This window comes from Blastococcus saxobsidens (assembly GCF_010682065.1).
Taxonomy (GTDB): domain Bacteria; phylum Actinomycetota; class Actinomycetes; order Mycobacteriales; family Geodermatophilaceae; genus Blastococcus; species Blastococcus saxobsidens_B.
In genome coordinates this window covers 1-21112 of sequence record NZ_JAAGWG010000001.1, presented here as the reverse complement: position 1 = coordinate 21112, position 21112 = coordinate 1, and the positions used below count along the sequence as shown (strand labels likewise).

The window sequence follows — 21112 nt, the reverse complement described above, 5'->3', positions numbered from 1 at the left end:
AGGAGCTGGAGTGCACTCCAGCGCAACCCCGAGCAGGTGACGGGCGGCCGGGCTCGTTGACCCGGGCGGCGCGCGCCGCCAGCATGCTCGCCATGACGCGCGTCGCCGCTCGACCCCGCTCCGCCGCCGTGGGCGTGTGGGCGGTGTTCGTCGCCGCGACCGCGGTGGTCGCCGCCCTGCCGGGGGATCCGGGAACCGTCCCGGGCGGCTGGCTGGTGGTCCTCGCGGTCATCGGGCTGCTGGCGTTCCGCGGCAGCGACGCCGCCTATGCCGTCCTCGCCGTCCTGAACGTGGCGCTGCTGGCCACGGTGCTGCTGCTGGCCACCCCGGTCGCGCCGTCGATCTGGGCGTACTACGCGCTGGTCGCCGCGGCTCTGGCCGCCCTGGTGGGCATCCCCCTGCTCGCCCGGAGCGCCGCCCTCGCCTCCTCGGCTCCGTGACCGCCCCGTAGGCGGGACCATCACTCCTGGGGTTCGGGCGTGCGGGCGTGCGCGACGATCACGTCGGTCATCTCGACCAGGAACCGCCGGACGACGGCGAGCTCGTCGGGCGTATAGCCCTCCATCGCGGCCGAGAGGTCGCGGGCGAGCCCACCGAAGTGCTCGGCACCCGCCGCCATCGCGCTGTCCGACATCTGCAGCACGACCCGCCGGCGGTCCTCGGCGTCCCGTGCGCGGCGCAGGTGACCGACCTTCTCCAGCCGGTCCACCAGCGCCGTCACCGACGCCGACCGCAGCTCCACGGCCTCGCCCAGCCGGCCGGCGGTGAGCTCCTCGCCGCGACGCGCCGCGTCCATGATCGCGACCAGCGCCCGCACGTCGGTGCGGTTGAGGCCGTGCCGCTGGGCGAATCTCTGGCCGACTGCATCCAGTTCGACCGTCAGCCGGCGAAGGAGCAGTGCCAGTTCCCGCCGCGCGCGCTCGTCGTCCTCGGACACCGGTACCTCCGTTCGCGTCCGGCCGGATCCCGACCTAATCTCTCGATGATCGAGACTTTCGACCACCGAAGGACATCATGCCCCGCCGTACCCGCATCCTCCGCTGGTTGATCCCGGCCCTCATCGCCATCGCCTGGCTCGGCCTGGCCGGCCCGCTGGGCTCGTTCAGCGGCAAGCTCGGAGAGGTCTCGGAGAACGACTCCGCCGCCTTCCTCCCCGACAGCGCGGAGTCCACCCGGGTCACCGAGCTGCAGCGGCAGTTCCAGACCGAGCGCGCCCTCCCGGTCATCCTGCTCTGGGAGAGCGACGACGGCGCCCTCGACCCGGCTGCCCTGGCCGAGGCGCAGGAACGCGTCGACGCGGCCGTCGGGATCGCCCAGGACGCCGACGCGCTCCGGGGCGAGCCGTCCCCGGCTCTCCCGTCGGAGGACGGCGAGGCGGTCCAGGCGGTGCTGCCCTTCGACCCGGACCTGGGCGACACCCTTGGCGAGGTCATCGGCGAGCTGCGCGACCTGCCCGGGATCGACGGGACCACGGCGTACGTGACCGGGCCCGGGGCGATCTTCTCCGACTTCGCCGAGGGCTTCTCCGGCATCGACGGACTGCTGCTCATCGCGGCGTTCGGCGTCGTCCTGCTGATCCTGCTCGTCGTCTACCGCAGCCCGCTGCTGCCGCTGCTGGTCATCGGCACCGCGGCGATGGCGCTGGTCGTCTCGCTCGCCGTCGCCTACTTCCTCGCGAAGCAGGGCTGGATCGCGGTCAACGGCCAGAGCCAGGGCATCGCCTCGATCCTCGTCGTCGGCGCGGCCACCGACTACGGCCTGCTGCTGGTCGCCCGCTACCGCGAGGAGCTGCGCCGCGAGGAGTCGAAGTACACCGCGATGCGGGTGGCGCTCAAGCAGTCGTGGGAGCCGATCCTCGCCTCGGGCGGCACGGTGATCCTCGGCGTCCTCTGCCTGCTGTTCTCCGACCTCGGCTCCAACCGGGGGCTCGGGCCGATCTCCGCGGTCTGCATCGCCTTCGCCATGCTCGCCGCGCTCACCTTCCTGCCCGCCGTGCTGGTGCTGTTCGGCCGCGCCGCCTTCTGGCCGTTCCGCCCGAAGCACGGCGAGGAGCAGGCCCACGGCCGCGGCTGGGAGCGGATCTCCACCTCGGTCGGCCGCCGTCCGGGCCGCTACCTGCTGGGCAGCGCCGGGGCGCTCGTCGTCCTCGCGCTGTTCGTCCCGACCTTCGACTCCGACGGCATCCCGCTGTCGGAGGCCGTGCGCGGCGGCTCGGAGTCCGGCGCCGGCCAGGAGGCCCTGGCCCGCCACTACGAGGCCGGTGCGGCCAGCCCGGCGGTGATCATCACCCCGGCCGACGGCTGGGAGGACGTCGCCGAGGCGGCCGCCGCGACCGACGGCGTGGCCGGGGTGGCGCCCTTCACCGGTCAGCAGGGCGGCCCGCCCGGCGCCGGCGCCACCGAACCCGTCGAGGTGGACGGACTGGTCCGTCTCGACGCCACGCTGGACGACGCCCCGGACAGCGAGGCCGCGCAGGCCACCGTCTCCGCACTGCGGACGGCCGTCAGCGACGTCGACCCCGACGCCCTGGTCGGCGGTTCCAGCGCCAGCGACCTCGACACCCAGGAGACGGCGGCCCGCGACCTGCTGGTGATCGTGCCGCTGGTGCTGCTGGTGATCACCGTCGTGCTGGCCCTGCTGCTGCGGGCGGTCGTGGCCCCGCTGCTGCTGGTCGGCACGGTCGCGCTCAGCACGGCCGCGACCGTCGGCGTCGCCGCGCTGGTCTTCGACCACCTGTTCCAGTTCCCGGGCAGCGATCCGCAGGTGCTGCTGATCGGGTTCGTCTTCCTGGTGGCCCTGGGCATCGACTACAACATCTTCCTGATGACCCGGGCGCGGGAGGAGTCGATCCGGCACGGCGCGAAGGCCGGCATCCTCCGGGCGCTGGCGGTGACCGGCGGGGTGATCACCTCGGCCGGGCTGGTGCTCGCCGCGACGTTCGGGGCGCTCACCGTGCTGCCGCTGGTCATCCTCATCCAGCTCGGGTTCCTGGTCGGCTTCGGCGTGCTGCTGGACACCTTCGTCGTCCGCACCCTGCTGGTGCCCGCCGCGGTCCACCTCATCGGCGACAAGGTGTGGTGGCCCAGCAAGCTGGCGAAGGGGCCGACGGCGCCGACGGAGGACCGGGAGCTCGAGCGCGTCTGAGCCCCCCGCCGAGTGGTCGGTTGCGGTCGCCTCCCCGTCAGCCGAGGCGACGACGACTGCTCACTCGACGCCGGAGGGCCGATGGCAGGCTGACCGCGTGGAGACCTTGCGCGTGGCGGTCCTGGGACCCGGCGGCGTCGGCGGCCTGCTGGCTGCCCTGCTCGCCCGCGACGGGCACGCGGTCAGCTGCCTGGCCCGCCCGGGGACGGCGCAGCACCTCGACCGCGCCGGTCTGGCCGTCCGCAGCGACCGCTACGGGGAGCTGACGGCCACCGTGCGCGGGGTGGAGCGGCTGGACGGGCCGGTCGACGTCCTCCTGGTGACGACGAAGGCCACCGCCCTGGACGCCGCGCTCGACCGGGTGCCGGCCGACGTGCTGGGGAACGCCGTCGTCGTGCCGCTGCTCAACGGGGTCGAGCACCTGGCGCTGCTCCGCGAGCGCTACCCCGCCGCCTCCGTGGTCGCGGGCACGATCCGGGTGTTCGCCTCCCGGCCCGGTCCCGGCGTGATCCGGCACGAGGGGCAGCTCGCCGCGGTCCAGCTGGCGCCCGGCGCCGAGCGGCTGGCCGCTGCCCTCGACGCGGCAGGGGTGGACGTCACCGTCCGCCCCGACGAGGCCGGTCTGCTGTGGGACAAGCTCTGCTTCCTCGCGCCGATGGCGCTGCTCACCACCCGGACGCGGCAGCCGCTCGGGGCGGTGCGCGAAGGGCACGGCGAGGAGCTCACCGCCGTCATCACCGAGGTCGCCGCCGTCGCCCGCGCCGAGGGGGCGGCCTCCGACCCAGCCGCCACCCGCGACTTCGCCTGGTCGCTGCCGGACGGGATGCGCTCGTCGATGGAGCGGGACGCCGCGGAGGGCAATCCCACCGAGCTGGAGCCGATCGGCGGCGCGGTGCTGCGGGCGGCCGACCGGCACGGCGTGGACGTGCCGGTCACCCGGTCGATCGTCGAGGAGCTCCGCAAGCGGCTCGGATGAGCCGACCCGCCGGCGATCGGCGGTGCGCCGGACGGGGGTCTAGCCGGGCCACCGCCCCCGGAGCCGTGCCACGACGCGGCTCCAGGGACGCTGACGCGGCTCAACCCGCGGCGACGACGGGGTAGGCGGCCCAGACGAAGATCAGTCGCCGCCACGGCTCCACCCGCCGGAGCTCAGACGGCGCCGGAGCGGAGGCGGGTCAGCCAGTCCCCGGCCTCGGCGAAGGCGGCGTCGGCGGACTCCGCCGGCACCGGCCGGTTCTCCCGGCCGTCCTCCCGCGGATAGGACCCCAGGAAGCGCAGGTCCTCGCACATCCGGTGCAGGGCCGACAGCGCCTCCCCCACCCGCGGCTCGGCCACGTGCCCCTCGCAGTCGAGGGAGAACGAGTAGGCGCCGAGCCGCTGCCGGGTGGGGCGCGACTCGATCCGGGTCAGGCTGATCCCCCGGACGGCGAACTCGCTCAGCAGGTCCAGCAGGGCGCCGGTCCGGTCGGCGACGACGGCGACCAGCGACGTCTTGTCGTTGCCGGTGGGCGCGGGCAGCGGGCCGGGGCGGGCGACCAGCACGAACCGGGTGACCGCGCCGGCGTGGTCGGCGACGTCGTCGGCCAGCGCCTCCAGCCCGTAGCGGGACGCCGCGATCGCCGCGCACACCGCGGCGTCGACCTCGCCCGCGGCCACCGACGCCGCGGCCGCCGCCGTCGACGTCGCGGGCATCGGGGTGACGCCGGGCAGGAGCTCGGCCAGCCGGCCGGCGGTCTGGGCCAGGGCGTGCGGGTGGCTGGTCACCGAGCGGACGTCGGCCAGCGCGGTGCCGGGGCGCACGGCGAGCACGAAGGCCACCTCGAGGAACACCTCGCGGGTGATCACCAGCGGGTCGCCGTCGGCCAGGCCGTCCATGGTCGCGGGCACCGAGCCCTCGACGGAGTTCTCGAACGGGACCAGGGCGGCGTCCGCCTCCCCCGATCGGACGGCGGACAGCGCGGCGGCCACGCTCGGCCGGGGAGCGCGCGATCCCTCCGTCGACGGAATCGCCCTGCTCAGGGCCGCTTCGGTGAAGGTACCCTCCGGTCCCAGGTACACGAATCGCGTCGGAGGTGTACTGGGTGGCATCCCGGGCATCCGACGAGGGTAGTGCCGACGGGGCGAGGCGCACGTCCCGCCCGGGAGGATCGGCCTCACTACGGCAGGACCGGCCGGCTGGCCGCCGAACCCGAGTGGAGGACAGGTGACCCCCGGCCCGGCCCGCGTCGCCCCCGGAGTCCTCCAGGCGGCGCTGTGGCGGTACCTCGACGCCAGCCACGTCGAGGACCCGGAGCCGTTCCTCGCCCTGCTCGACGAGTCCGCCGACACCTTCGCCGACGGCTGCGAGCCGACCTGGACCGCCTGGCGGCACGCGCTCTCCGCCCGCCGGGCCACGCTCGACCGCGACCCCGACACCACCGCCGACGAGGTCACCGCCGCCCGCGACCTGCTGGACCGCTGCCCGGTGTCGTCGGAGACGGCGCTGCTCATGGCCTACCTCGCGCACGTCGAGATGACCGCCGACCACTTCGACCACGCGATGCTGCTCGCCGTCGACGCGAGCCTGCTCACCGACGGCCAGGCGCAGCCCTCGCGCGCGCTGCTGCAGGCCCACCGCTGGCTGTCGCTCACCCTCTGCGGCCTGGACCTGGAGGAGCTCGCCGTCGCGCACGCGGTCCGCGGGCACCAGGTGGCCGCCGGGCTGCCCGACGTCGGCGACCACGGCCGGCTGCTGCTGCTCGGGGCGCGGCAGCACGCGGAGCTGGCCCAGACGCTGCGCCGCCGCGGCGACACCGAGCGCGCCGCCGAGCTGGCCACCGAGGCGATCGCCTGCGCGACCGCCGCCCGCGAGCTGCCGTGGGAGCCGGAGCCGGCCGAGGGCGACCTGCTCGACGTCGTGCACGGGTGGGCCCTGGTGGTCAGCGGCGACCTGGACGGCGCGCTCGGGCCGCTGCGCCGGGTCCGCCGCTCGGTGCAGCGGGACGGCGGGGTCTGGCTGCGCGGCTACACCGACCTGGCGCTGGCCCGGCTGCTGCGCGCGCTGTCCCGCCGGGACGGCGACGTCGCCGTCGGCGAGGAGGCCATCGGGCTGCTGGTCGACGCCGCGGGCGCGTTCGCCTCCACCGGCGACCGGCGCCGCTACCGGCAGAGCCTGCTCGAGCTGGGCCAGGACAACGCCGACCTGGGCCGCACCGCGGAGGCGCTGCACTGGCTGGAGGCCTACCGCTCCGACACCGGCCGGGCGCACGCCCGCGGCCGGGAGATGTGGGCGGAGATGTTCGTCCGCCGCAGCCGGCTGCGGGAGGCCGAGCGCCAGGCCGCGATGCTGCGCCGGCACGCCCTGGAGGACCCGCTCACCGGGCTCGGCAACCGGCGCAGCGCCGAGCGCCGGCTGGGCGCCCTGCGGCTCGGCGAGGAGCCGCTGTCGCTGGCCGTGGTCGACGTCGACCGGTTCAAGGAGGTCAACGACGCCGCCTCGCACACCCACGGGGACGCCGTCCTCCGCCGGGTCGCCGACCTGCTGCGGGAGCACAGCCGCAACGGCGACGAGGTGTACCGCTGGGCCGGCGACGAGTTCCTCGTGGTGCTGCCCACGGCCACCGAGGCGCAGGCCGTGGTCGTGATGGAGCGGCTGCGCTCCGCCGTCGCCGCGGCCGACTGGACCGAGCTGGAGCTCTCCGCCGACGTGACCGTCAGCATCGGGGTGGCCACCGCCCCGGCCGTCCCCGCCGGGCAGCCCAGCCCCGTGGTCGGCTGGCGGGCGCTGTTCGACACCGCCGACCTGCACCTGTTCTCCGCCAAGCGCGGCGGGCGCAACCGGGTCCGCGCGCACGCCCCGCCCGACGTCCTCCGCGCCGCCGCGCGGAAGCGCGGAGCCGGCGCGTGAGCTTCCCGCACGCGTGGGACGGGAGGGACGCGACGGACAGGGGACGGCGCGTTCCGGGGCCGGTTCTCGACACTGTCGGTACCGGCATGCACAGTGCGCTCGTGCCACCGGGAGCCCTGCATCACCGGGTGACCGCCGCCTTGAGCAACTGGCAGCTCGACGACGCCGAGCAGCTGCTCGCAGGTGTGGAGCGGGACCCGTCCCCCTACGTCGCGGCCGTTCCGGGCGCCGACGCGGTCGAGGGCGCCCCGATGTCGCTGGGCCGGGCCTGGGCCGACACGCTCCGCGCCGAGCTGCTCGTCCGCCGCCTGCGGGTCGCCGGCTTCACGCTGGTGGGCGACCCGGTCTCCCCCGAGTCCTCCGCCGAACCCGCCCTGGACCTGCACGCCGGCGTCGCCGAGCTGCTCGACGGCACCGGCGGCGGAGCCGACGCCCGCTCGGAGTCGGCCTCGCGCGCGGCGCTGGCCATCGCGCTGGTCCGCTCGGCGAAGGCCGCCTTCGACGCCGCCGACGACGACCTGCAGCGCGCCGCCGGCCTCGCCCGGCACGCCCGCATCGAGCTGCTGTCCCGGCGGATCGACGCCGCCATGGACGAGGCCGTGGAGGCCGCGAGCCTGCTCGACCCGACGCTCCCGCCGGGCGTCCTGCTGGTCGACACGCTGGGCACGCTGGCCGGCGTGCTGGCCGACCTGGAGCTCATGCCACTCGCGCTGGACTACCAGCGGCGGGCGCACGAGACGGCCCTCGCCGCGGCGACCGACCCCGACGTGCTGGCCCGCGACGGCGCGGACCCCGACGTGCTCGTCGCCGTCGCCGCCACCCGGCTGGGCGAGCTGTGCGCCGAGCTGGGCGAGGGACTGCTCGACGACGGCGTGCCGGAGTCCGCGGCGCCCTACTTCGCCGAGGCCCGCCGGCTGGCCGAGCAGGCCCTGGTCCAGCTGCCGCCCGACTCGGCCGGCATCGTGCCCGCGCAGATCGTGCACGGCTGGGCCCTGGTCGGCATGGGTGAGCAGGCCGCGGCGGTCGGCCCGCTGCGCGCCGCCGTCCGGCTGACCTCGGCGTCGGCCGACCGCGCCCGGCTGGCCTCGGCGCAGCTGGCGCTGGGCCGGGCGCTGCGCCGCAACGGCGACGGCCGCACCGGCGACGAGCACCTCGTCGCCGCGCTGGACCTGGCCACCGAGCACGGGCTGCCCCGGGTCCGCCGCGCCGCGCTGCGGGAGCTGTGCACCCTGCACGCCGACCTCAACGACGCCGACCGCGCGCTGCCCTACCTGCAGGCCTACCTCTCCGACGAGCTGGACCGCGTCGACGAGCGGCGCACCCGCTGGGTGGAGCTGTTCGGCCGCCGCAAGAGCCTGCTGGAGACCGAGCGCGCCGCCGGCCAGCTGCGCCGGCAGGCCTACGAGGACCCGCTCACCCACCTGCCCAACCGGCGTTACGCCGAGGCCCGGCTCGACGGCCTGCTGGCCGCCGGCGACGTCCCGGCCCTCGCCGTCGTGGACGTGGACCGGTTCAAGTCGATCAACGACGCCATCGGCCACCCCGGCGGCGACGCCGTCCTGCGGGCGGTCGGCGAGCTGCTGGTGGCCGGGGTCCGCGACACCGACGAGGTGTGCCGCTGGGCCGGGGACGAGTTCGTGATCCTGCTGCCGGAGACCACCGCCGAGCAGGCCGAACGCGCTCTGGAGCGCATCCGGGCCTCGGTGGCCCGCTACTCGTGGTCCGAGCTCGGGCTCGACGTGCCGGTCACGATCAGCGTCGGCATCGCGTCGGCCACCCGCGGCGACGACCGCAAGACCCTGTTCGCCGCGGCCGACGGCGTCCTCTACGACGCCAAGCGCAGCGGGCGGGACCGGGTCGTGCGGCTGTCGGCCGTCACGCAGACCCGGGCCGCCGCGAGCCCGCTCGACGTGCTCTTCGGGCCCCCGCCGGCAGCTGCCGACACGGCAGACGACAGCCCGGATCCGACGCCGGACGCCGATGTCGTGGCGGAGGTGCAGGCTGCTCCGGGGAACGACGTCCACCGGGCGGTCACCGCCGTGCGCGAGGAGACGCCGGGCTTCGCCGCCCTGCTGACCCCGCACCCGCCGCTCGGCACCGACCGGCCCGATGAGCCGCTGCTGGGCCCGGTGCCGGTGTCCGCCGTCGAGCAGTCCGCCGTCGAGCAGTCCGCCGTCGAGCAGTCCGCCGGTCAGACCGCCGTCGAGGAGTCCCCCGCCGCGCAGCCGCTGGCCGGCACGCCGGCCGCCGTGGAGCCCGAGGTGGTCTGGGCCACCGGGCGCACGACCGAGCAGGTGCTGGCGCTGGTCCGCGCGGCCCGCGCCGAGCACCCCGACCGCCCGGCGCTCGTGCTGCGCGCGACCCCGGAGACCCTGGTCGCCCTGGCCACGGAGCACGACGCGTACACGACCATGGACGCCGCGGCCTCGGCCGCCGCGGTGGGCCCGGTGCCCGAGCCCACCGGCCGCATCACCGTGCTCTGCGCCGGTGGCGCCGACGCACCGGTGGCCGCCGAGACCGCCTTCGTCGCCCGCGTGGCCGGGGCCGAGGTGGTCCGCATGGACGACGTGGCCGGCGGCCGCGTCCGCACCCTGCTGTCGGACCGGTCGCTGTTCGACGACGTCGACTGCCTGGTCGTCGTCGCCGGGATGGACGCCTCCCTGGCGACGGTGATCGGCTCCCTCACCGACGTGCCGGTCGTCGCGGTGCCCACCTCCACCGGGCAGCCCAGCGCGTTCGGCGGCCTCGGCGCGCTGATGACCATGCTGACCGCGGCCACCCCCGGCATGACGGTGAGCAACATCGACAACGGCTACTCCGCCGGGGTCTTCGCCGCCCGCGTGGCGCGGAGGAGCGCCCGCCGGTAGTCCCGGAGGGGGCGCAGCATGATCGGCTGGCTGGACCTGGCGGCCGGCGCGTCGGGCGACATGCTGCTCGGCACGCTGGTGGACGCCGGGGTGCCGCTGGACGTGCCGGCCGAGGCCGTCGCGGCGTTGCACGTGGAACACGTCCACCTGGTCGCCGAGCCGGTGACCCGCCACGGGCTGGGCGCCACCCGCGTGCACGTGCACGCCCCGCCCTCGGACGTGCACCGCAGCTGGGCCGACGTCCGGGCGCTGCTCGAGGACTCCGCCCTGCCCCCGCCCGTGCGCGACGGCGCCCTCGCGGTGTTCGAACGGCTGGCCGTCGCCGAGGGCCGGGTGCACCGGGTCGACCCCGACCAGGTGCACTTCCACGAGGTCGGTGCGCTCGACGCGCTCGCCGACGTGGTGGGCGTCGTCGCCGGGCTGGAGTACCTGGCGCTCGACCGGCTCACCGCCTCACCCGTCGCCCTGGGCAGCGGCTCGGCCCGGAGCTCGCACGGCGTGGTCCCGATCCCCGGGCCGGCCGTGCTCGAGCTGCTGACCGGCGTACCGGTGCTCGCCGGGCCGGTGCCCGCGGAGATGTGCACGCCCACCGGGGCCGCGCTGCTGGCCGCACGGGTCGACGAGTGGACGGCGTTGCCGGCGCTGCGCCCGGAGCGGGTGGGCACCGGCGCCGGGGGCCGCGACCCCGAGGAACTGCCCAACGTCGTCCGGCTGGTCCTCGGTGAGCCGGACGCCCCCGCCCCCGCCCGCCCGGTGGTGCTGGAGACCAACGTCGACGACCTCGACCCGCGGCTGTGGCCGGGCGTGCTGGACGCACTGTTCGCCGCCGGCGCCTCCGACGCGTGGCTCACGCCGATCCTGATGAAGAAGGGCCGGCCGGCGCACACGCTGTCGGCGCTCTGCCGGCCCGATGCCGTGGCCGCGGTGCAGGCGGCGGTCTTCGCCACCACCTCCACCATCGGCCTGCGGGTGGTGGAGGTCGGCAAGGTGGCCCTGGAGCGGGCGCACGCGACCGTGGACGTCCTCGGCGGTCAGGTCGGCGTGAAGCTGGCCGTCTCCGGCGGGCGGTTGGCCAACGTCAGCGTCGAGTTCGAGGACGTCGCGGCCCTCGCCCGGGAGCGGGACCTGCCCGTCAAGGAGGTGCTCCGCGCGGCCACCGCGGCCGCGGAGGACGCCTACCCGGTCAGCACCGCGGAGGCACCCCCGCTGTGGGGGTGAGCGGCCTGCCCGGCAGGTCCGGCGTGCGGCCGGAGCGGCCGGCACCACCCGTGCGGGGGAAGTGCTCCGGCGAGCCTCAATAGCGCGTCCCGCCGCGCCGTTGCGAAACTGAACGGATCGGAGTCACCGGCCGTACGCGGAGGGATCCCAGGATGACCAGCACGGCTGAGCCCGCACCGGTGCTCGGCCGTCCGGCTGCCCTCGCCCCCGACACGGAGCTGCCGGTCATGGACGCCGACCCCGCGCTCGACGGGCTGGTCCGGGTCGCCGCGGCCGTCATCGGGATGCGCTGCGCCTCGGTGATCACCATGGACACGGCCATCATGCGCGTGATGGCCGTCCACGGCTTCCGTGGCGCCTCCTGGCCGCGGGAGGGCTCCATCGTCGCGACGGTGCTCGACGGTGGGACCGGCGTGCAGACCTGCGACGACCTGAGCCTGGTGCCCGGATTCGCCGGGAGCCCGTGGGTCGACGGCCGACGCGGCCGGATGCGCGCCTTCGGCACCGTCCCGGTCGTGGTGGACGACGTCGCGCTCGCCGCCATCTGCGTCTTCGACGACCAGCCGCACGCCTTCACCGACGAGGAGCGCAGCCGGCTCGCCGACGTCGCCGTCGCCGTCGCCTCGCTGGTCCGCGCCGCCCAGCAGGCCCGCCAGCTGGCCGACCTCGCCGCGGCCAGCCAGCTCGCCCGGGCCGAGACGGCGCGAGCGCACCAGGAGCTCGCCCGCTCGGCGGCGTTCACCCGCTCCCTGCTCGAGGTGCTGCCCGTCGGCGTCGTCGGCGGGGACGCCGAGGGGCGGGTCACGCTCTTCAACGCCGCCGCCCGCGCCTGGCACGGCCTGGACGCCGACCCGACGGTCGCCGTCGAGGACATCCCGAGCACCTTCGGGCTCACCGACGTCGACGGCACGCCCCTCGCCTACGACGACGTCCCGTTCAGCCGGGTCTACAGCGAGGGCCGCGTGGACGGCGCCGAGATGGCCATCGCCCTCCCCGGCCGACCGCTGCGCCGGGTGTCCGGCTCGGGCGTCCAGGTGCACGACGACGACGGCACCATGCTCGGCATCGTCGTCACCATCTCCGACGTCACCGAGCAGCGGGCGCTGGAGGCCGCCCTCCGCGAGGCGGCGCTGCACGACCCCCTGACCGGGCTGCCCAACCGCAACCTGCTGCTGGACCGGCTCGACCAGAGCCTGGCCGCTGCCGAGCGGGCCCAGCGGCCGATGGCGGTCCTCTACTGCGACCTGGACGGGTTCAAGCCGGTCAACGACACGGCCGGTCACGCCGCGGGCGACGAGGTGCTCGTCGAGGCGGCGCGCCGGCTGGCCGCGGCCGTCCGGCCGGGGGACACGGTGGCGCGGATCGGCGGCGACGAGTTCGTCGTCCTCTGCCCCGAGGTGGGTTCCGAGCAGGCCGCCCAGGTCATCGCCGACCGGATCACCGCCGCCTTCGACCGGCCGCTGCGCCGCTCCGGTGGCGCCGAGCACGCGGTGGGGATCAGCATCGGCGTCGCCCTCTGCGGGCCCGACGACACCGCCGACAGCGCACTGGCCAGCTCGGACGCCGCGATGTACCGGGTGAAGGCAGCACGCCGGCCCGGCGTGATCCGGCCGCGCCAGCCCGTCTGACCCGCCGGTCGCGAACACCGGGCACCCCGCCCGCTACCGTGGTCGCCGAGAGGTCGCCTGCCCGAGCCCCGCCCGGCAGTGAGCCGCGGAGGAGAGTTCGACGTGATCTGGTCGGTCGTGCTGGCCGCGTTCGTCCTGGTGCTCCCGGTGGAGCTGCCGGACAAGACGCTCTTCGCCAGCCTGGTGCTCGCCACCCGCTTCCCCCCGCTGCCGGTGTTCGTCGGCGTCGGCACCGCGTTCGGCCTGCAGGTCGCCATCGCCGTCACCGCCGGCTCGCTGCTGTCGTTGCTGCCCGAGGCGCTGGTCACCGGCGTCGTGGCGCTGCTGTTCCTGGTCGGCGCGGGAATCCTCTGGCGCAGCGCCACGGGGGAGGCCGAGGACGGCGGGACGGCCGCGGACCGCCGCGAGCAGACGTCGTTCCTGCGCGCGGCAGCCATCTCCTTCGGAGTGCTGTTCGCCGCCGAGTGGGGCGACCTCTCGCAGCTGGCCACCGCCGGCCTGGCCGCCCGCTACGAGGAGCCGCTGTCGGTGTTCGTCGGCGCCTGGGCCGCGCTGCTCGTCGTCTCCGGCCTCGCGGTCTTCCTCGGCAAGAAGCTGGCCGACCGGCTGCCGATCCCGCTCATCCGCCGGGTCGCCGCCGGCCTGTTCCTCGTGTTCGCCGTCGTCGCCGCCGTGGAGACGGTCCGCGCGCTGGTCTGAGCCCTAGGTTGTCCGTCATGGAGTTCCGGACGACGGTGACCCTCGGCGGCAAGACGGCCACCGGCCTGCAGGTTCCCGACGAGGTGGTCGACGCCCTCGGCGGCGGCAGACGGCCTCCGGTGGTGGTCACGGTGGGCAGCCACACCTACCGGACGACGGTGGCCCCGATGGGCGGCGCGTCCTGGATCCCGCTGGCCGCCGAGCACCGCGAAGCCGCGGGGGTGCGGGCCGGCGACGAGGTCACCGTCACCGTCGAGCGGGACGACGCGCCCCGCGAGGTCGAAGTGCCCGACGACCTGGCCGCGGCCCTGGGCGACGACGTCCGGGCGACCTTCGACGCGCTGGCGTACTCGCACCGCAAGGAGTGGGTCCGCTGGGTGACCGAGGCGAAGAAGCCCGAGACCCGGTCCGCCCGGGTCGCGAAGACCGTCGAGTCGGTCGCCGCCGGGAAGAAGACCCGCTAGGCCCGCCGGGCGACCAGCATCCGGCACAGGTTCTGCAGCCGGTAGCCGCCGTCGGCGGTGCGGTAGGGCTCGAGGTGCTCGAGCACCGCCGCCCGCAACGTGCCGGGGTCGGTCCGCTCCGCCACCGCGCGGGCCAGCGGCGCGGCCATCAGGGACCGGAACATGGCGTCCTCGCCGGCGTAGTGGAACGGGACCGCCACCTCGTCGAGCCGCTCCACGACGAGTCCGGCCCGCTCGGCCATCGAGCGCAGCCGGGCCGGTTCGCCGACCGACTGCCCCCGCGCGGGCCGGCTCGGCCCCGACCACGGGGCGAGCGCCTCCTCGAACACGCGCAGGTCGCACTCGCGCTCCCGGCCCCAGACCGTGGCGGCGACCACCCCGCCCGAGCGCCTGGCCCGGCTGAGCACGGTGAGCGGGTCGGCGACGTGCATGAGCAGCTGCACCGCGGCCACCACGTCGAACGGGCCGCGCGGCGGGTCCTGGGCGTTCCGCACCAGGAACGTGCCCTCGGGGACCTCCGCGGTGGCCACGGCGACGGCGTCGGCATCGGTGTCCACGCCGGTCACCCGCGCGCCCCGGTCGGCGGCGGCCCGGGCGAACAGCCCCACGCCGCAGCCGAGGTCGAGCACGGTGGTGCCGGGCCCGATACCGGTGGCCTCGAGCACGGCCTCGTACAGCGGCGTGCTCCAGCCGCCCGGGCCCTCCTCGGTCACCGCGCGACCCTATCGGCGACCGTCGTCGGGAAAGCTGCTTGACCCTGACGCGACGTCAGGCCGCAGGCTCGTCGCCGTCAGAGGAGGAGGAACGAAGATGAACGTGGGAGAAGTGGCCGCGCTGGCCGGCGTCACGGTGCGCACCCTGCACCACTACGACCGGATCGGGCTGCTGTCGCCGTCCGGGCGCACCGCGGCCGGCTACCGGCAGTACTCGCCGGCCGACCTGACCCGGCTGCACTCGGTGCTGCTCTACCGCGAGCTCGGGTTCCCCCTCGAGGAGGTCGCGACCCTGCTGGACGACCCGTCCGCCGATCCCGCGGAGCACCTGCGCCGGCAGCACCGGCTGCTGCGGGACCGGCTGGAGCGGACGTCGGCGATGGTCGCGGCCGTCGAGAAGGAGATGGAGGCACACGCCATGGGGATCTCACTGACCCCGGAGGAGCGGTTCGAGGTGTTCGGCGACTGGCTGCCGGAGGAGTACGCGGCGGAGGCCGAGCAGAAGTGGGGCGAGACCGAGGCCTGGGCGCAGTCCCAGCAGCGGACCCGCGCCATGACCAAGGACGACTGGCTGCGGGTCAAGGCCGAGAGCGACGACGTCGAGCGCCGGTTCTCCGAGGCACTCCGGTCGGGGGTCGCCCCGGACTCGGAGCGGGCGATGGACCTCGCGGAGGAGCACCGGCAGCAGATCAGCCGGAACTTCTACGACTGCGGCCCGGAGATGCACGCCGGTCTCGGGCGGATGTACGTGGAGGACGAGCGGTTCACCGCGTACTACGAACGGATCGCGCCCGGCCTGGCGCAGTACGTGAGCACCGCCGTCCAGGCCAACGCCGCCCGGCGCGCCTGACGTCGTCCGGGAGGGGCCGAAATCGCCACTTCGGCCCCTCTCAGCGGCGGATCAGCAGCTCGCCGTGCAGCATGCCGAGCCAGCCGTCGTCGGCCTCGGCCCAACGCAACCAGGCGGCGGCGACCTCCGTGAGCTCGTCCGGTGTCGCCAGCCCGTAGCCGACCGCCTGCTCGGCGAAGGCGGACGACGTCGCCCGGCCCGCCCAGCTGCGGCCCCACCACTGCCGCTCCTCGGCCGAGGCGTAGCAGTACGTGCCCGCCGTCGCCGTGACGTCGCGCAGACCCGCGGCGTGCGCCCAGGACAGCAGCCGGCGGCCGGCATCGGGCTCGGCGCCGTTGCGGCGGGCCACCTGCTCGTACAGGTCCAGCCACCGGTCGAGACCGGCGTCGAGCGGGAACCACGTCGTCGCGGCGTAGTCGACGTCGCGCACGGCGATCACGCCGCCCGGCCGGCATACCCGTGCCATCTCGCGCAGCGCGGCGACCGGATCGGTCAGGTGCTGGAGCACCTGGTGGGCGTGCACGACGTCGAAGGAGTCGTCGGGCAGGTCCAGGGCGTAGACGTCGCCGACGGCGAAGGTCGCCGCCACGCCGGCCCGCTGGGCGTTGGTCCGCGCCTCGTCCAGCGGGTCCGCGGAGAGGTCGAGCCCGAGCACGCGACCGGGCGCCACCCGCGCGGCGAGGTCCACGGTGATCGTGCCGGGCCCGCAGCCGACGTCGAGCAGATCGAGCCCGGGGCGCAGGTGCGGCATCAGGTAGGCGGCCGAGTTCTCGACCGTGCGCCAGCGGTGCGACTGCAGGACGGGCTCCGCGTGCCCGTGCGTGTAGGTGTCCACGGGGAAGTCCTACTCCGCCTGTCCCACTCTACGAAACTGCCTTCCCATTCCTTTGGGACCGCGAGCTGGGACTCAGAGCTCGGCGGCGAGCACCTGCTCGGCGACCGGGACGGCCCGCTCGCGGTCCGCGGGCACCAGGCCGATGCGGGTGCGCCGGTCGAGCAGGTCGGCGACGGTCCGCGCCCCCTCGTGCCGGACGGCGAACCGCAGCTCCCCCACCGTCTCCGGGCGGCCGGCCACCACCAGCGCCGGGCCCAGCGCTTCGACCACCGGCGCCTCGGTGCCGTAGCGGGCAACCAGGCGGCCCGGCGCCGGCACGCGGTCCAGCGCCACCCGCGGCGCCGCTCCGACCAGCGGCAGCCGCGCCGTCGTCGTCCGCCGGGCGCCACGACCGAGCCGGGCGACGACGGCGTCCACCGTCTCCTCGGCCATCGCGCGGTAGGTGGTCAGCTTCCCGCCCACCACGGAGAGGACCGGTCCGTCCCACATCAGCAGGTGCTTGCGGGAGAGGTCCGCGGTCGCGCCGCCCGGCCCGGTCCCGGCCGACTCCGGCAGCACCAGCGGCCGGTAGCCGGCGTAGGCGCCCACGAGATCGTCGCGGCCCAGGGGCGAGGACAGCACCTGGTTCACCGTGTCCAGCAGCTGCTGCACCTCGGCGTCCGAGGGCACCGGGTCCTCGTCGGGCACCGCGCCGTCCACCGGTTCGTCGGTCAGGCCGAGGTAGACCAGCCCGTCGGCCTGCGGCAGCGCGAACACGTACCGCGAGCGGGAACCGGGCAGCGGCACGGTGAGCGCCGCCGACGGCGACCCCAGCCGCTCCCCCGGCACCACCAGGTGCGATCCGCGCGAGGGCACCAGCCGGATCCGCGGCGCCAGCCGCTGCGACCACACCCCCGCGGCGTTCACCACGACGCCGGCCCGCAGCGACAGCTCCGCCCCGTCGACCCGGACGTGCACCTCGCCGTCGTCCACCGCCAGCACGTCGGCGCCGGTCAGCACCCGCGCCCCATGGGCCGCGGCGGTTCGGGCCAGCGCCACCACCAGGCGGGCGTCGTCGGTGAGCTGCCCGTCCCAGAAGACGACGCCACCGAGCCCCGGGCGCACGCCCGGGGTCATCCGGGCGACGTCGTCGGCGCGCACCCGCCGCGTCGAGGGCAGCGAGCGCCGCCCGCCCGGGACCGACAGCCGCACCGCGTCGCCGAGCCGGCCACCGGCCCCCGCCAGCGCGGTCACGTCCCGCCCCGCGGCGTCCGGGACGAGGAAGGGCAGCGGACGGACCAGGTGCGGCGCGGTCGCCCCCATGAGCACGGCGCGTTCGCGGGCGCTCTCGCGGGCCAGCCCGATCTCTCCGTGCGCCAGGTACCGCAGCCCGCCGTGCACGAGCTTCGACGACCACCGGCTGGTGCCCGCGGCGAGGTCGGTGCGCTCCAGGAGCACCACCGACAGACCGCGCGAGGCGGCGTCCAGGGCGACGCCCGCACCGGTCACTCCCCCGCCGACCACGACGACGTCGACCGCCGATCCGGCCAGCCCCTGGACGTCCCGGGCTCGCCGGTCCGGCGACAGCGAGCCGATTCCCTGGTTCCTGGTCCCGGGCGGCACCGGCAGACTGTAGCCGTGCCCGAGCAGCCGGAACTGACCATCCAGGGATGGGGGCCCGCCCCCGCGGCCCCCACCGAGCAGGGCGGGAACGGCCTCGACGGCGTCCTGACCAAGGCCGCGCGCCGCCACCTCGTCCGCGAGCTGGGCTGGACGCCGCGCGCCACCCCGCCGGTGCCGGTCGAGGAGATCGCGCTGGCGCCCAGCCGGCTGCCGGAGGCCGCGCGGGATGCGCTGGCGGCCCTGCTCGGGGCCGACAACGTGCGCACCGACCGCGAGTCGCGGCTGCGCCGGGCCGGTGGCAAGAGCTACCTGGACCTGCTGCGCCGCAGGGAGGGCGACGCCTCCGACGCCCCCGACGCCGTGGTCCTGCCGGGCACCACCGAGGAGACGGCGGCGCTGCTGGCCACCTGCAGCGAGCTCGGCGTCGTCGTCGTGCCGTTCGGTGGCGGGACCAGCGTCGTCGGCGGGCTCGCGGGCGTGGACCCCGACGACCGGCCGACGATCGCGGTCGACCTGGGCCGCATGGCCTCGGTGCAGGCGCTGGACGTGCCGTCGTCGATGGTCACCGTCGGGCCGGGCATGCGCGGGCCGGCGCTGGAGCAGGAGCTCGGCCGGCAGGGGCTGACCTTCGGCCACCTGCCGCAGAGCTGGGAGTTCGCGACCCTGGGCGGGTACGCCGCCACCCGGTCGGCCGGGCAGGCCTCCACCGGCGTCGGCCGGTTCGACGACCTGGTCGCCGGGCTGACGCTGGCCTCGCCGTCGGGGGTGCTCGAGCTCGGGCACGCCCCCGCCTCGGCCGCCGGCCCCGACCTGCTCGGCCTGGCGCTGGGCTCGGAGGGCACCCTCGGTGTGATCACCGAACTGAAGCTGCGGGTCCGCCCCAAGCCCTCGGTCTCCTCCTACGAGGGCTGGTCGTTCCGCACCTGGCCGGCCGGGCTGGCCGCGCTGCAGAACCTGGCCCGGCTCGACCTGCTGCCCGACGTCGTCCGGCTCTCCGACCCCGACGAGACCCGCGCCAACCTGCTGATGGCCGGCGGCACGGGGGCGAAGGCTCTGCGCGGCAGCCTGCGGGCCCGCGGCCGGGGCGACGGCTGCATGCTCGTCGTCGGCTGGGAGGGCGTGCCCGACGTGGTGCGGGCCCGCATGCGTGCGGCGTCGTCGCTGCTCCGCGACGGCGGCGCGGTGCGGCTGGGCCGGCGCGTGGGCGAGTCGTGGCGGTCGCACCGCTACGGCGCCCCGTACACCCGCGACCGGCTGATGGACGGCGGCCTGCTGGTGGAGACGCTGGAGACCGCCGCCACCTGGACGGCGCTGCCGACGGTCTACGACTCGGTCCGCCGGGCGCTGCGCGAGTCGCTGGTCCGCACCGGCCACCAGCCGCTGGTGATGACCCACCTCTCGCACGGCTACCCGACCGGCGCCTCGCTGTACTTCACCGTGATCGCCGACCGCGACGACGCGCTGCCGATCCAGCAGTGGCTGGGCGCCAAGCGGGCGGCCACCGACGCGCTGCTGGCCGCGGGCGGCACGCTGACCCACCACCACGCCGTCGGCGCCGACCACCGCCCCTGGCTGGAGCGCGAGGTCGGGCCGCTCGGCGTCGAGGTGCTGCGCGCGGTCAAGCAGCGACTGGACCCCCAGGGCATCTGCAACCCCGGAGTCCTGCTCCCCGACTAGAACCGCCTCGCCGCCGCGTGGTGGCCGCGACCGCCGCGTTGCAGCGCGGCGGTCGTCACCACGCGGCGGCGGTGGCCGGCTCAGATGGTGGTGGCGATGCCGCCGTCGACGGGGATGACGGCGCCGGTCACGTACGACCCGGCCCGGGAGGACAGGTAGACGACGACGCCGGCCATGTCGTCGGGGCGGCCGATGCGGCCCAGCGGCGCCTTCTCGGCGATCGCGTCGCCGAAGGCCTCCAGCGTGGCGGCCATCATCTTGGACTCGAACGGGCCGGGGGCCACGGCGTTGACCGTGATGTTGCGGCGGCCCAGCTCCTGCGCCAGCACGCGGGTGAGGTGGTGCAGCGCCGCCTTGGACGAGGAGTACGAGTAGGTGGGCAGCCCGGGCACGTGCAGCCCGTCGATGCTGCCGACGTTCACCACGCGGGCCGGCTCGCCCGGAGCACCGGCGGCCTCCAGCAGCGGCAGGAACGCGCGGGTGAGGAAGAACGGCGACTTCAGGTTCAGGTCGAGCACCTTGTCCCACGCCGAGGCGGGGAAGGTCTCCAGCGGCTCGCCCCAGTTCGCGCCGGCGTTGTTGACCAGGATGTCGATGCGCTGCTCGTGCTTGCCGACCTCCTCGGCCAGCCGCAGGCACTCGGCCTCGGTGGAGAGGTCCGCCGGGACGGAGACGACCTTCCCGAACTCCTGGAGCTCGGCGACGGCGGCGTCACCGGCCTCGGCCTTGCGGGAGCTGATGTACACCGACGCGCCGGCCTGCAGCAGACCGCGGGCCATCATGAGGCCGATGCCCCGGGTGCCACCGGTGACGACAGCCACCTTGCCGGTCAGGTCGAACAGGTGCACGGGTACCTCCGCAGTCGGCGTCCGGGCCGGCACACCGGCCCCAGGGGCACCCTAACCAGGCGGTTCCCGACACCGGAACGAGCGCCGGGCCGCGCCGGTGTGCCAGCCTGCGAGCATGATCGACCCCGCCGCGCCGTCCGTGGGCGCCACCAGCGAGGTCGGCCCGCTGCGCACCGTGATGCTGCACCGGCCCGGCCCCGAGCTGCGCCGGCTGACGCCCCGCAACAACGACCAGCTGCTCTTCGACGGCGTCCCGTGGGTGGACCGCGCGCAGGAGGAGCACGACGCGTTCGCCCAGGCGCTCACCGACCGCGGCGTCGAGGTGCTGCACCTGGACGCCCTGCTGGCCGAGATCCTGTCCTTCCCGGCCGCCCGTGCCGAGCTGATCGGCGCCGCCGTCGACGACCCGCGGCTGGGGGCCACCCTGCAGCGCGACGCCACCCGGCACCTGGCCTGGCTGTCCCCCGAGGACCTCGCCGCCGCCCTGATCGCCGGCCTGGCCCACGACGAGCTGCGCGGGCACGGGCTGGCCTACCAGCTCATGGACCGCTCGGACTTCGTCGTCCCGCCGCTGCCCAACCTGCTGTTCACCCGCGACTCGTCGGTGTGGATCGGCGACGAGGTGGCGGTGACGTCGCTGGCCATGCCCGCCCGCCACCGGGAGAGCACGATCACCGCCGC

18 protein-coding genes are annotated in these 21112 nt (G+C 75.8%); 12 read left to right on the top strand and 6 right to left on the bottom strand.

Features of this window, described 5'->3' with window-relative positions; all coding sequences use genetic code 11:
* Nucleotides 1-92 precede the first annotated feature (92 nt).
* Nucleotides 93-440, top strand: coding sequence for a hypothetical protein (locus tag GCU60_RS00090; RefSeq protein ID WP_163201614.1), 348 nt, complete (start codon nucleotides 93-95; stop codon nucleotides 438-440).
* A gap of 20 nt (nucleotides 441-460) precedes the next feature.
* On the opposite strand, the gene GCU60_RS00085 is transcribed toward GCU60_RS00090, so the two are convergent.
* Nucleotides 461-937 (bottom strand): MarR family transcriptional regulator, encoded by a 477-nt coding sequence (locus tag GCU60_RS00085; protein WP_163201613.1) that lies wholly within the window; start codon nucleotides 935-937, stop codon nucleotides 461-463.
* 77 nt (nucleotides 938-1014) lie between these two features.
* Between GCU60_RS00085 and GCU60_RS00080 the strand changes: the two genes are divergently transcribed.
* On the top strand, nucleotides 1015-3144 hold the full coding sequence (locus GCU60_RS00080; protein WP_163201612.1) for an MMPL family transporter: 2130 nt from the start codon (nucleotides 1015-1017) through the stop codon (nucleotides 3142-3144).
* Nucleotides 3145-3241: 97 nt separating this feature from the next.
* A complete protein-coding gene (locus GCU60_RS00075) occupies nucleotides 3242-4120 on the top strand; it encodes a 2-dehydropantoate 2-reductase (RefSeq protein WP_163201611.1) in 879 nt (292 codons plus the stop codon).
* Between the two features lie 173 nt (nucleotides 4121-4293).
* Here GCU60_RS00075 and pheA read toward each other — a convergent pair whose 3' ends face one another.
* Complete coding sequence (gene pheA, locus GCU60_RS00070) at nucleotides 4294-5232, bottom strand: prephenate dehydratase (RefSeq protein WP_163201780.1); 939 nt, start codon at nucleotides 5230-5232, stop codon at nucleotides 4294-4296.
* Nucleotides 5233-5347: 115 nt separating this feature from the next.
* Between pheA and GCU60_RS00065 the strand changes: the two genes are divergently transcribed.
* From GCU60_RS00065 to GCU60_RS00040, 6 genes are all read left to right on the top strand, one after another.
* A complete protein-coding gene (locus GCU60_RS00065) occupies nucleotides 5348-7030 on the top strand; it encodes a diguanylate cyclase (RefSeq protein ID WP_163201610.1) in 1683 nt (560 codons plus the stop codon).
* 128 nt (nucleotides 7031-7158) lie between these two features.
* Nucleotides 7159-9897, top strand: a complete 2739-nt coding sequence (locus GCU60_RS00060) for a diguanylate cyclase domain-containing protein (protein WP_345770293.1) — start codon at nucleotides 7159-7161, stop codon at nucleotides 9895-9897.
* Nucleotides 9898-9915: 18 nt separating this feature from the next.
* Complete coding sequence (larC, locus tag GCU60_RS00055; protein WP_163201608.1) at nucleotides 9916-11115, top strand: nickel pincer cofactor biosynthesis protein LarC; 1200 nt, start codon at nucleotides 9916-9918, stop codon at nucleotides 11113-11115.
* A 152-nt stretch (nucleotides 11116-11267) separates the two neighbouring features.
* Nucleotides 11268-12743 (top strand): sensor domain-containing diguanylate cyclase, encoded by a 1476-nt coding sequence (locus tag GCU60_RS00050; RefSeq protein WP_163201607.1) that lies wholly within the window; start codon nucleotides 11268-11270, stop codon nucleotides 12741-12743.
* A gap of 102 nt (nucleotides 12744-12845) precedes the next feature.
* Nucleotides 12846-13442 carry a TMEM165/GDT1 family protein gene (locus tag GCU60_RS00045; RefSeq protein ID WP_163201606.1) on the top strand — a complete coding sequence of 199 codons (597 nt, stop codon included), beginning with the start codon at nucleotides 12846-12848 and terminating at the stop codon, nucleotides 13440-13442.
* A gap of 17 nt (nucleotides 13443-13459) precedes the next feature.
* Nucleotides 13460-13906: a YdeI/OmpD-associated family protein gene (locus tag GCU60_RS00040; protein ID WP_163201605.1), complete on the top strand. Its 447-nt coding sequence runs from the start codon at nucleotides 13460-13462 to the stop codon at nucleotides 13904-13906.
* Here the strand turns inward: GCU60_RS00040 and GCU60_RS00035 are convergent.
* Nucleotides 13903-14619, bottom strand: a complete 717-nt coding sequence (locus tag GCU60_RS00035; RefSeq protein WP_163201604.1) for a methyltransferase domain-containing protein — start codon at nucleotides 14617-14619, stop codon at nucleotides 13903-13905. The two genes, GCU60_RS00040 and GCU60_RS00035, sit on opposite strands and share 4 nt — an antisense overlap.
* A 97-nt stretch (nucleotides 14620-14716) precedes the next feature.
* Here GCU60_RS00035 and GCU60_RS00030 point away from each other — a divergent pair, with 97 nt between their 5' ends.
* Nucleotides 14717-15469, top strand: a complete 753-nt coding sequence (locus GCU60_RS00030; RefSeq protein WP_163201603.1) for a MerR family transcriptional regulator — start codon at nucleotides 14717-14719, stop codon at nucleotides 15467-15469.
* 40 nt (nucleotides 15470-15509) lie between these two features.
* On the opposite strand, the gene GCU60_RS00025 is transcribed toward GCU60_RS00030, so the two are convergent.
* Together GCU60_RS00025 and GCU60_RS00020 are read right to left on the bottom strand one after the other, a co-directional pair.
* Nucleotides 15510-16304 (bottom strand): methyltransferase domain-containing protein, encoded by a 795-nt coding sequence (locus tag GCU60_RS00025; protein ID WP_163201602.1) that lies wholly within the window; start codon nucleotides 16302-16304, stop codon nucleotides 15510-15512.
* A gap of 72 nt (nucleotides 16305-16376) precedes the next feature.
* Nucleotides 16377-17906, bottom strand: coding sequence for a glycerol-3-phosphate dehydrogenase/oxidase (locus GCU60_RS00020; RefSeq protein ID WP_345770292.1), 1530 nt, complete (start codon nucleotides 17904-17906; stop codon nucleotides 16377-16379).
* A 15-nt stretch (nucleotides 17907-17921) separates the two neighbouring features.
* Between GCU60_RS00020 and GCU60_RS00015 the strand changes: the two genes are divergently transcribed.
* Complete coding sequence (locus GCU60_RS00015; protein ID WP_163201601.1) at nucleotides 17922-19583, top strand: FAD-linked oxidase C-terminal domain-containing protein; 1662 nt, start codon at nucleotides 17922-17924, stop codon at nucleotides 19581-19583.
* 80 nt (nucleotides 19584-19663) lie between these two features.
* On the opposite strand, the gene GCU60_RS00010 is transcribed toward GCU60_RS00015, so the two are convergent.
* Nucleotides 19664-20431 (bottom strand): SDR family oxidoreductase, encoded by a 768-nt coding sequence (locus tag GCU60_RS00010; RefSeq protein ID WP_163201600.1) that lies wholly within the window; start codon nucleotides 20429-20431, stop codon nucleotides 19664-19666.
* Between the two features lie 115 nt (nucleotides 20432-20546).
* On the opposite strand from GCU60_RS00010, the gene GCU60_RS00005 reads away from it, so the two are divergent.
* The coding region (locus GCU60_RS00005) for an arginine deiminase family protein (RefSeq protein WP_239520220.1) at nucleotides 20547-21112 on the top strand (566 nt) is incomplete at its 3' end.

What these genes read in the sequence shown, in the direction of transcription:
- GCU60_RS00050 (WP_163201607.1), top strand. Translation starts at nt 11,268, where the DNA reads ATGACCAGCACGGCTGAGCCCGCACCGGTGCTCGGCCGTCCGGCTGCC.
- pheA (WP_163201780.1), bottom strand. Translation starts at nt 5,232, where the DNA reads ATGCCACCCAGTACACCTCCGACGCGATTCGTGTACCTGGGACCGGAG.
- GCU60_RS00090 (WP_163201614.1), top strand. Translation starts at nt 93, where the DNA reads ATGACGCGCGTCGCCGCTCGACCCCGCTCCGCCGCCGTGGGCGTGTGG.
- larC (WP_163201608.1), top strand. Translation starts at nt 9,916, where the DNA reads ATGATCGGCTGGCTGGACCTGGCGGCCGGCGCGTCGGGCGACATGCTG.
- GCU60_RS00080 (WP_163201612.1), top strand. Translation starts at nt 1,015, where the DNA reads ATGCCCCGCCGTACCCGCATCCTCCGCTGGTTGATCCCGGCCCTCATC.
- GCU60_RS00030 (WP_163201603.1), top strand. Translation starts at nt 14,717, where the DNA reads ATGAACGTGGGAGAAGTGGCCGCGCTGGCCGGCGTCACGGTGCGCACC.
- GCU60_RS00040 (WP_163201605.1), top strand. Translation starts at nt 13,460, where the DNA reads ATGGAGTTCCGGACGACGGTGACCCTCGGCGGCAAGACGGCCACCGGC.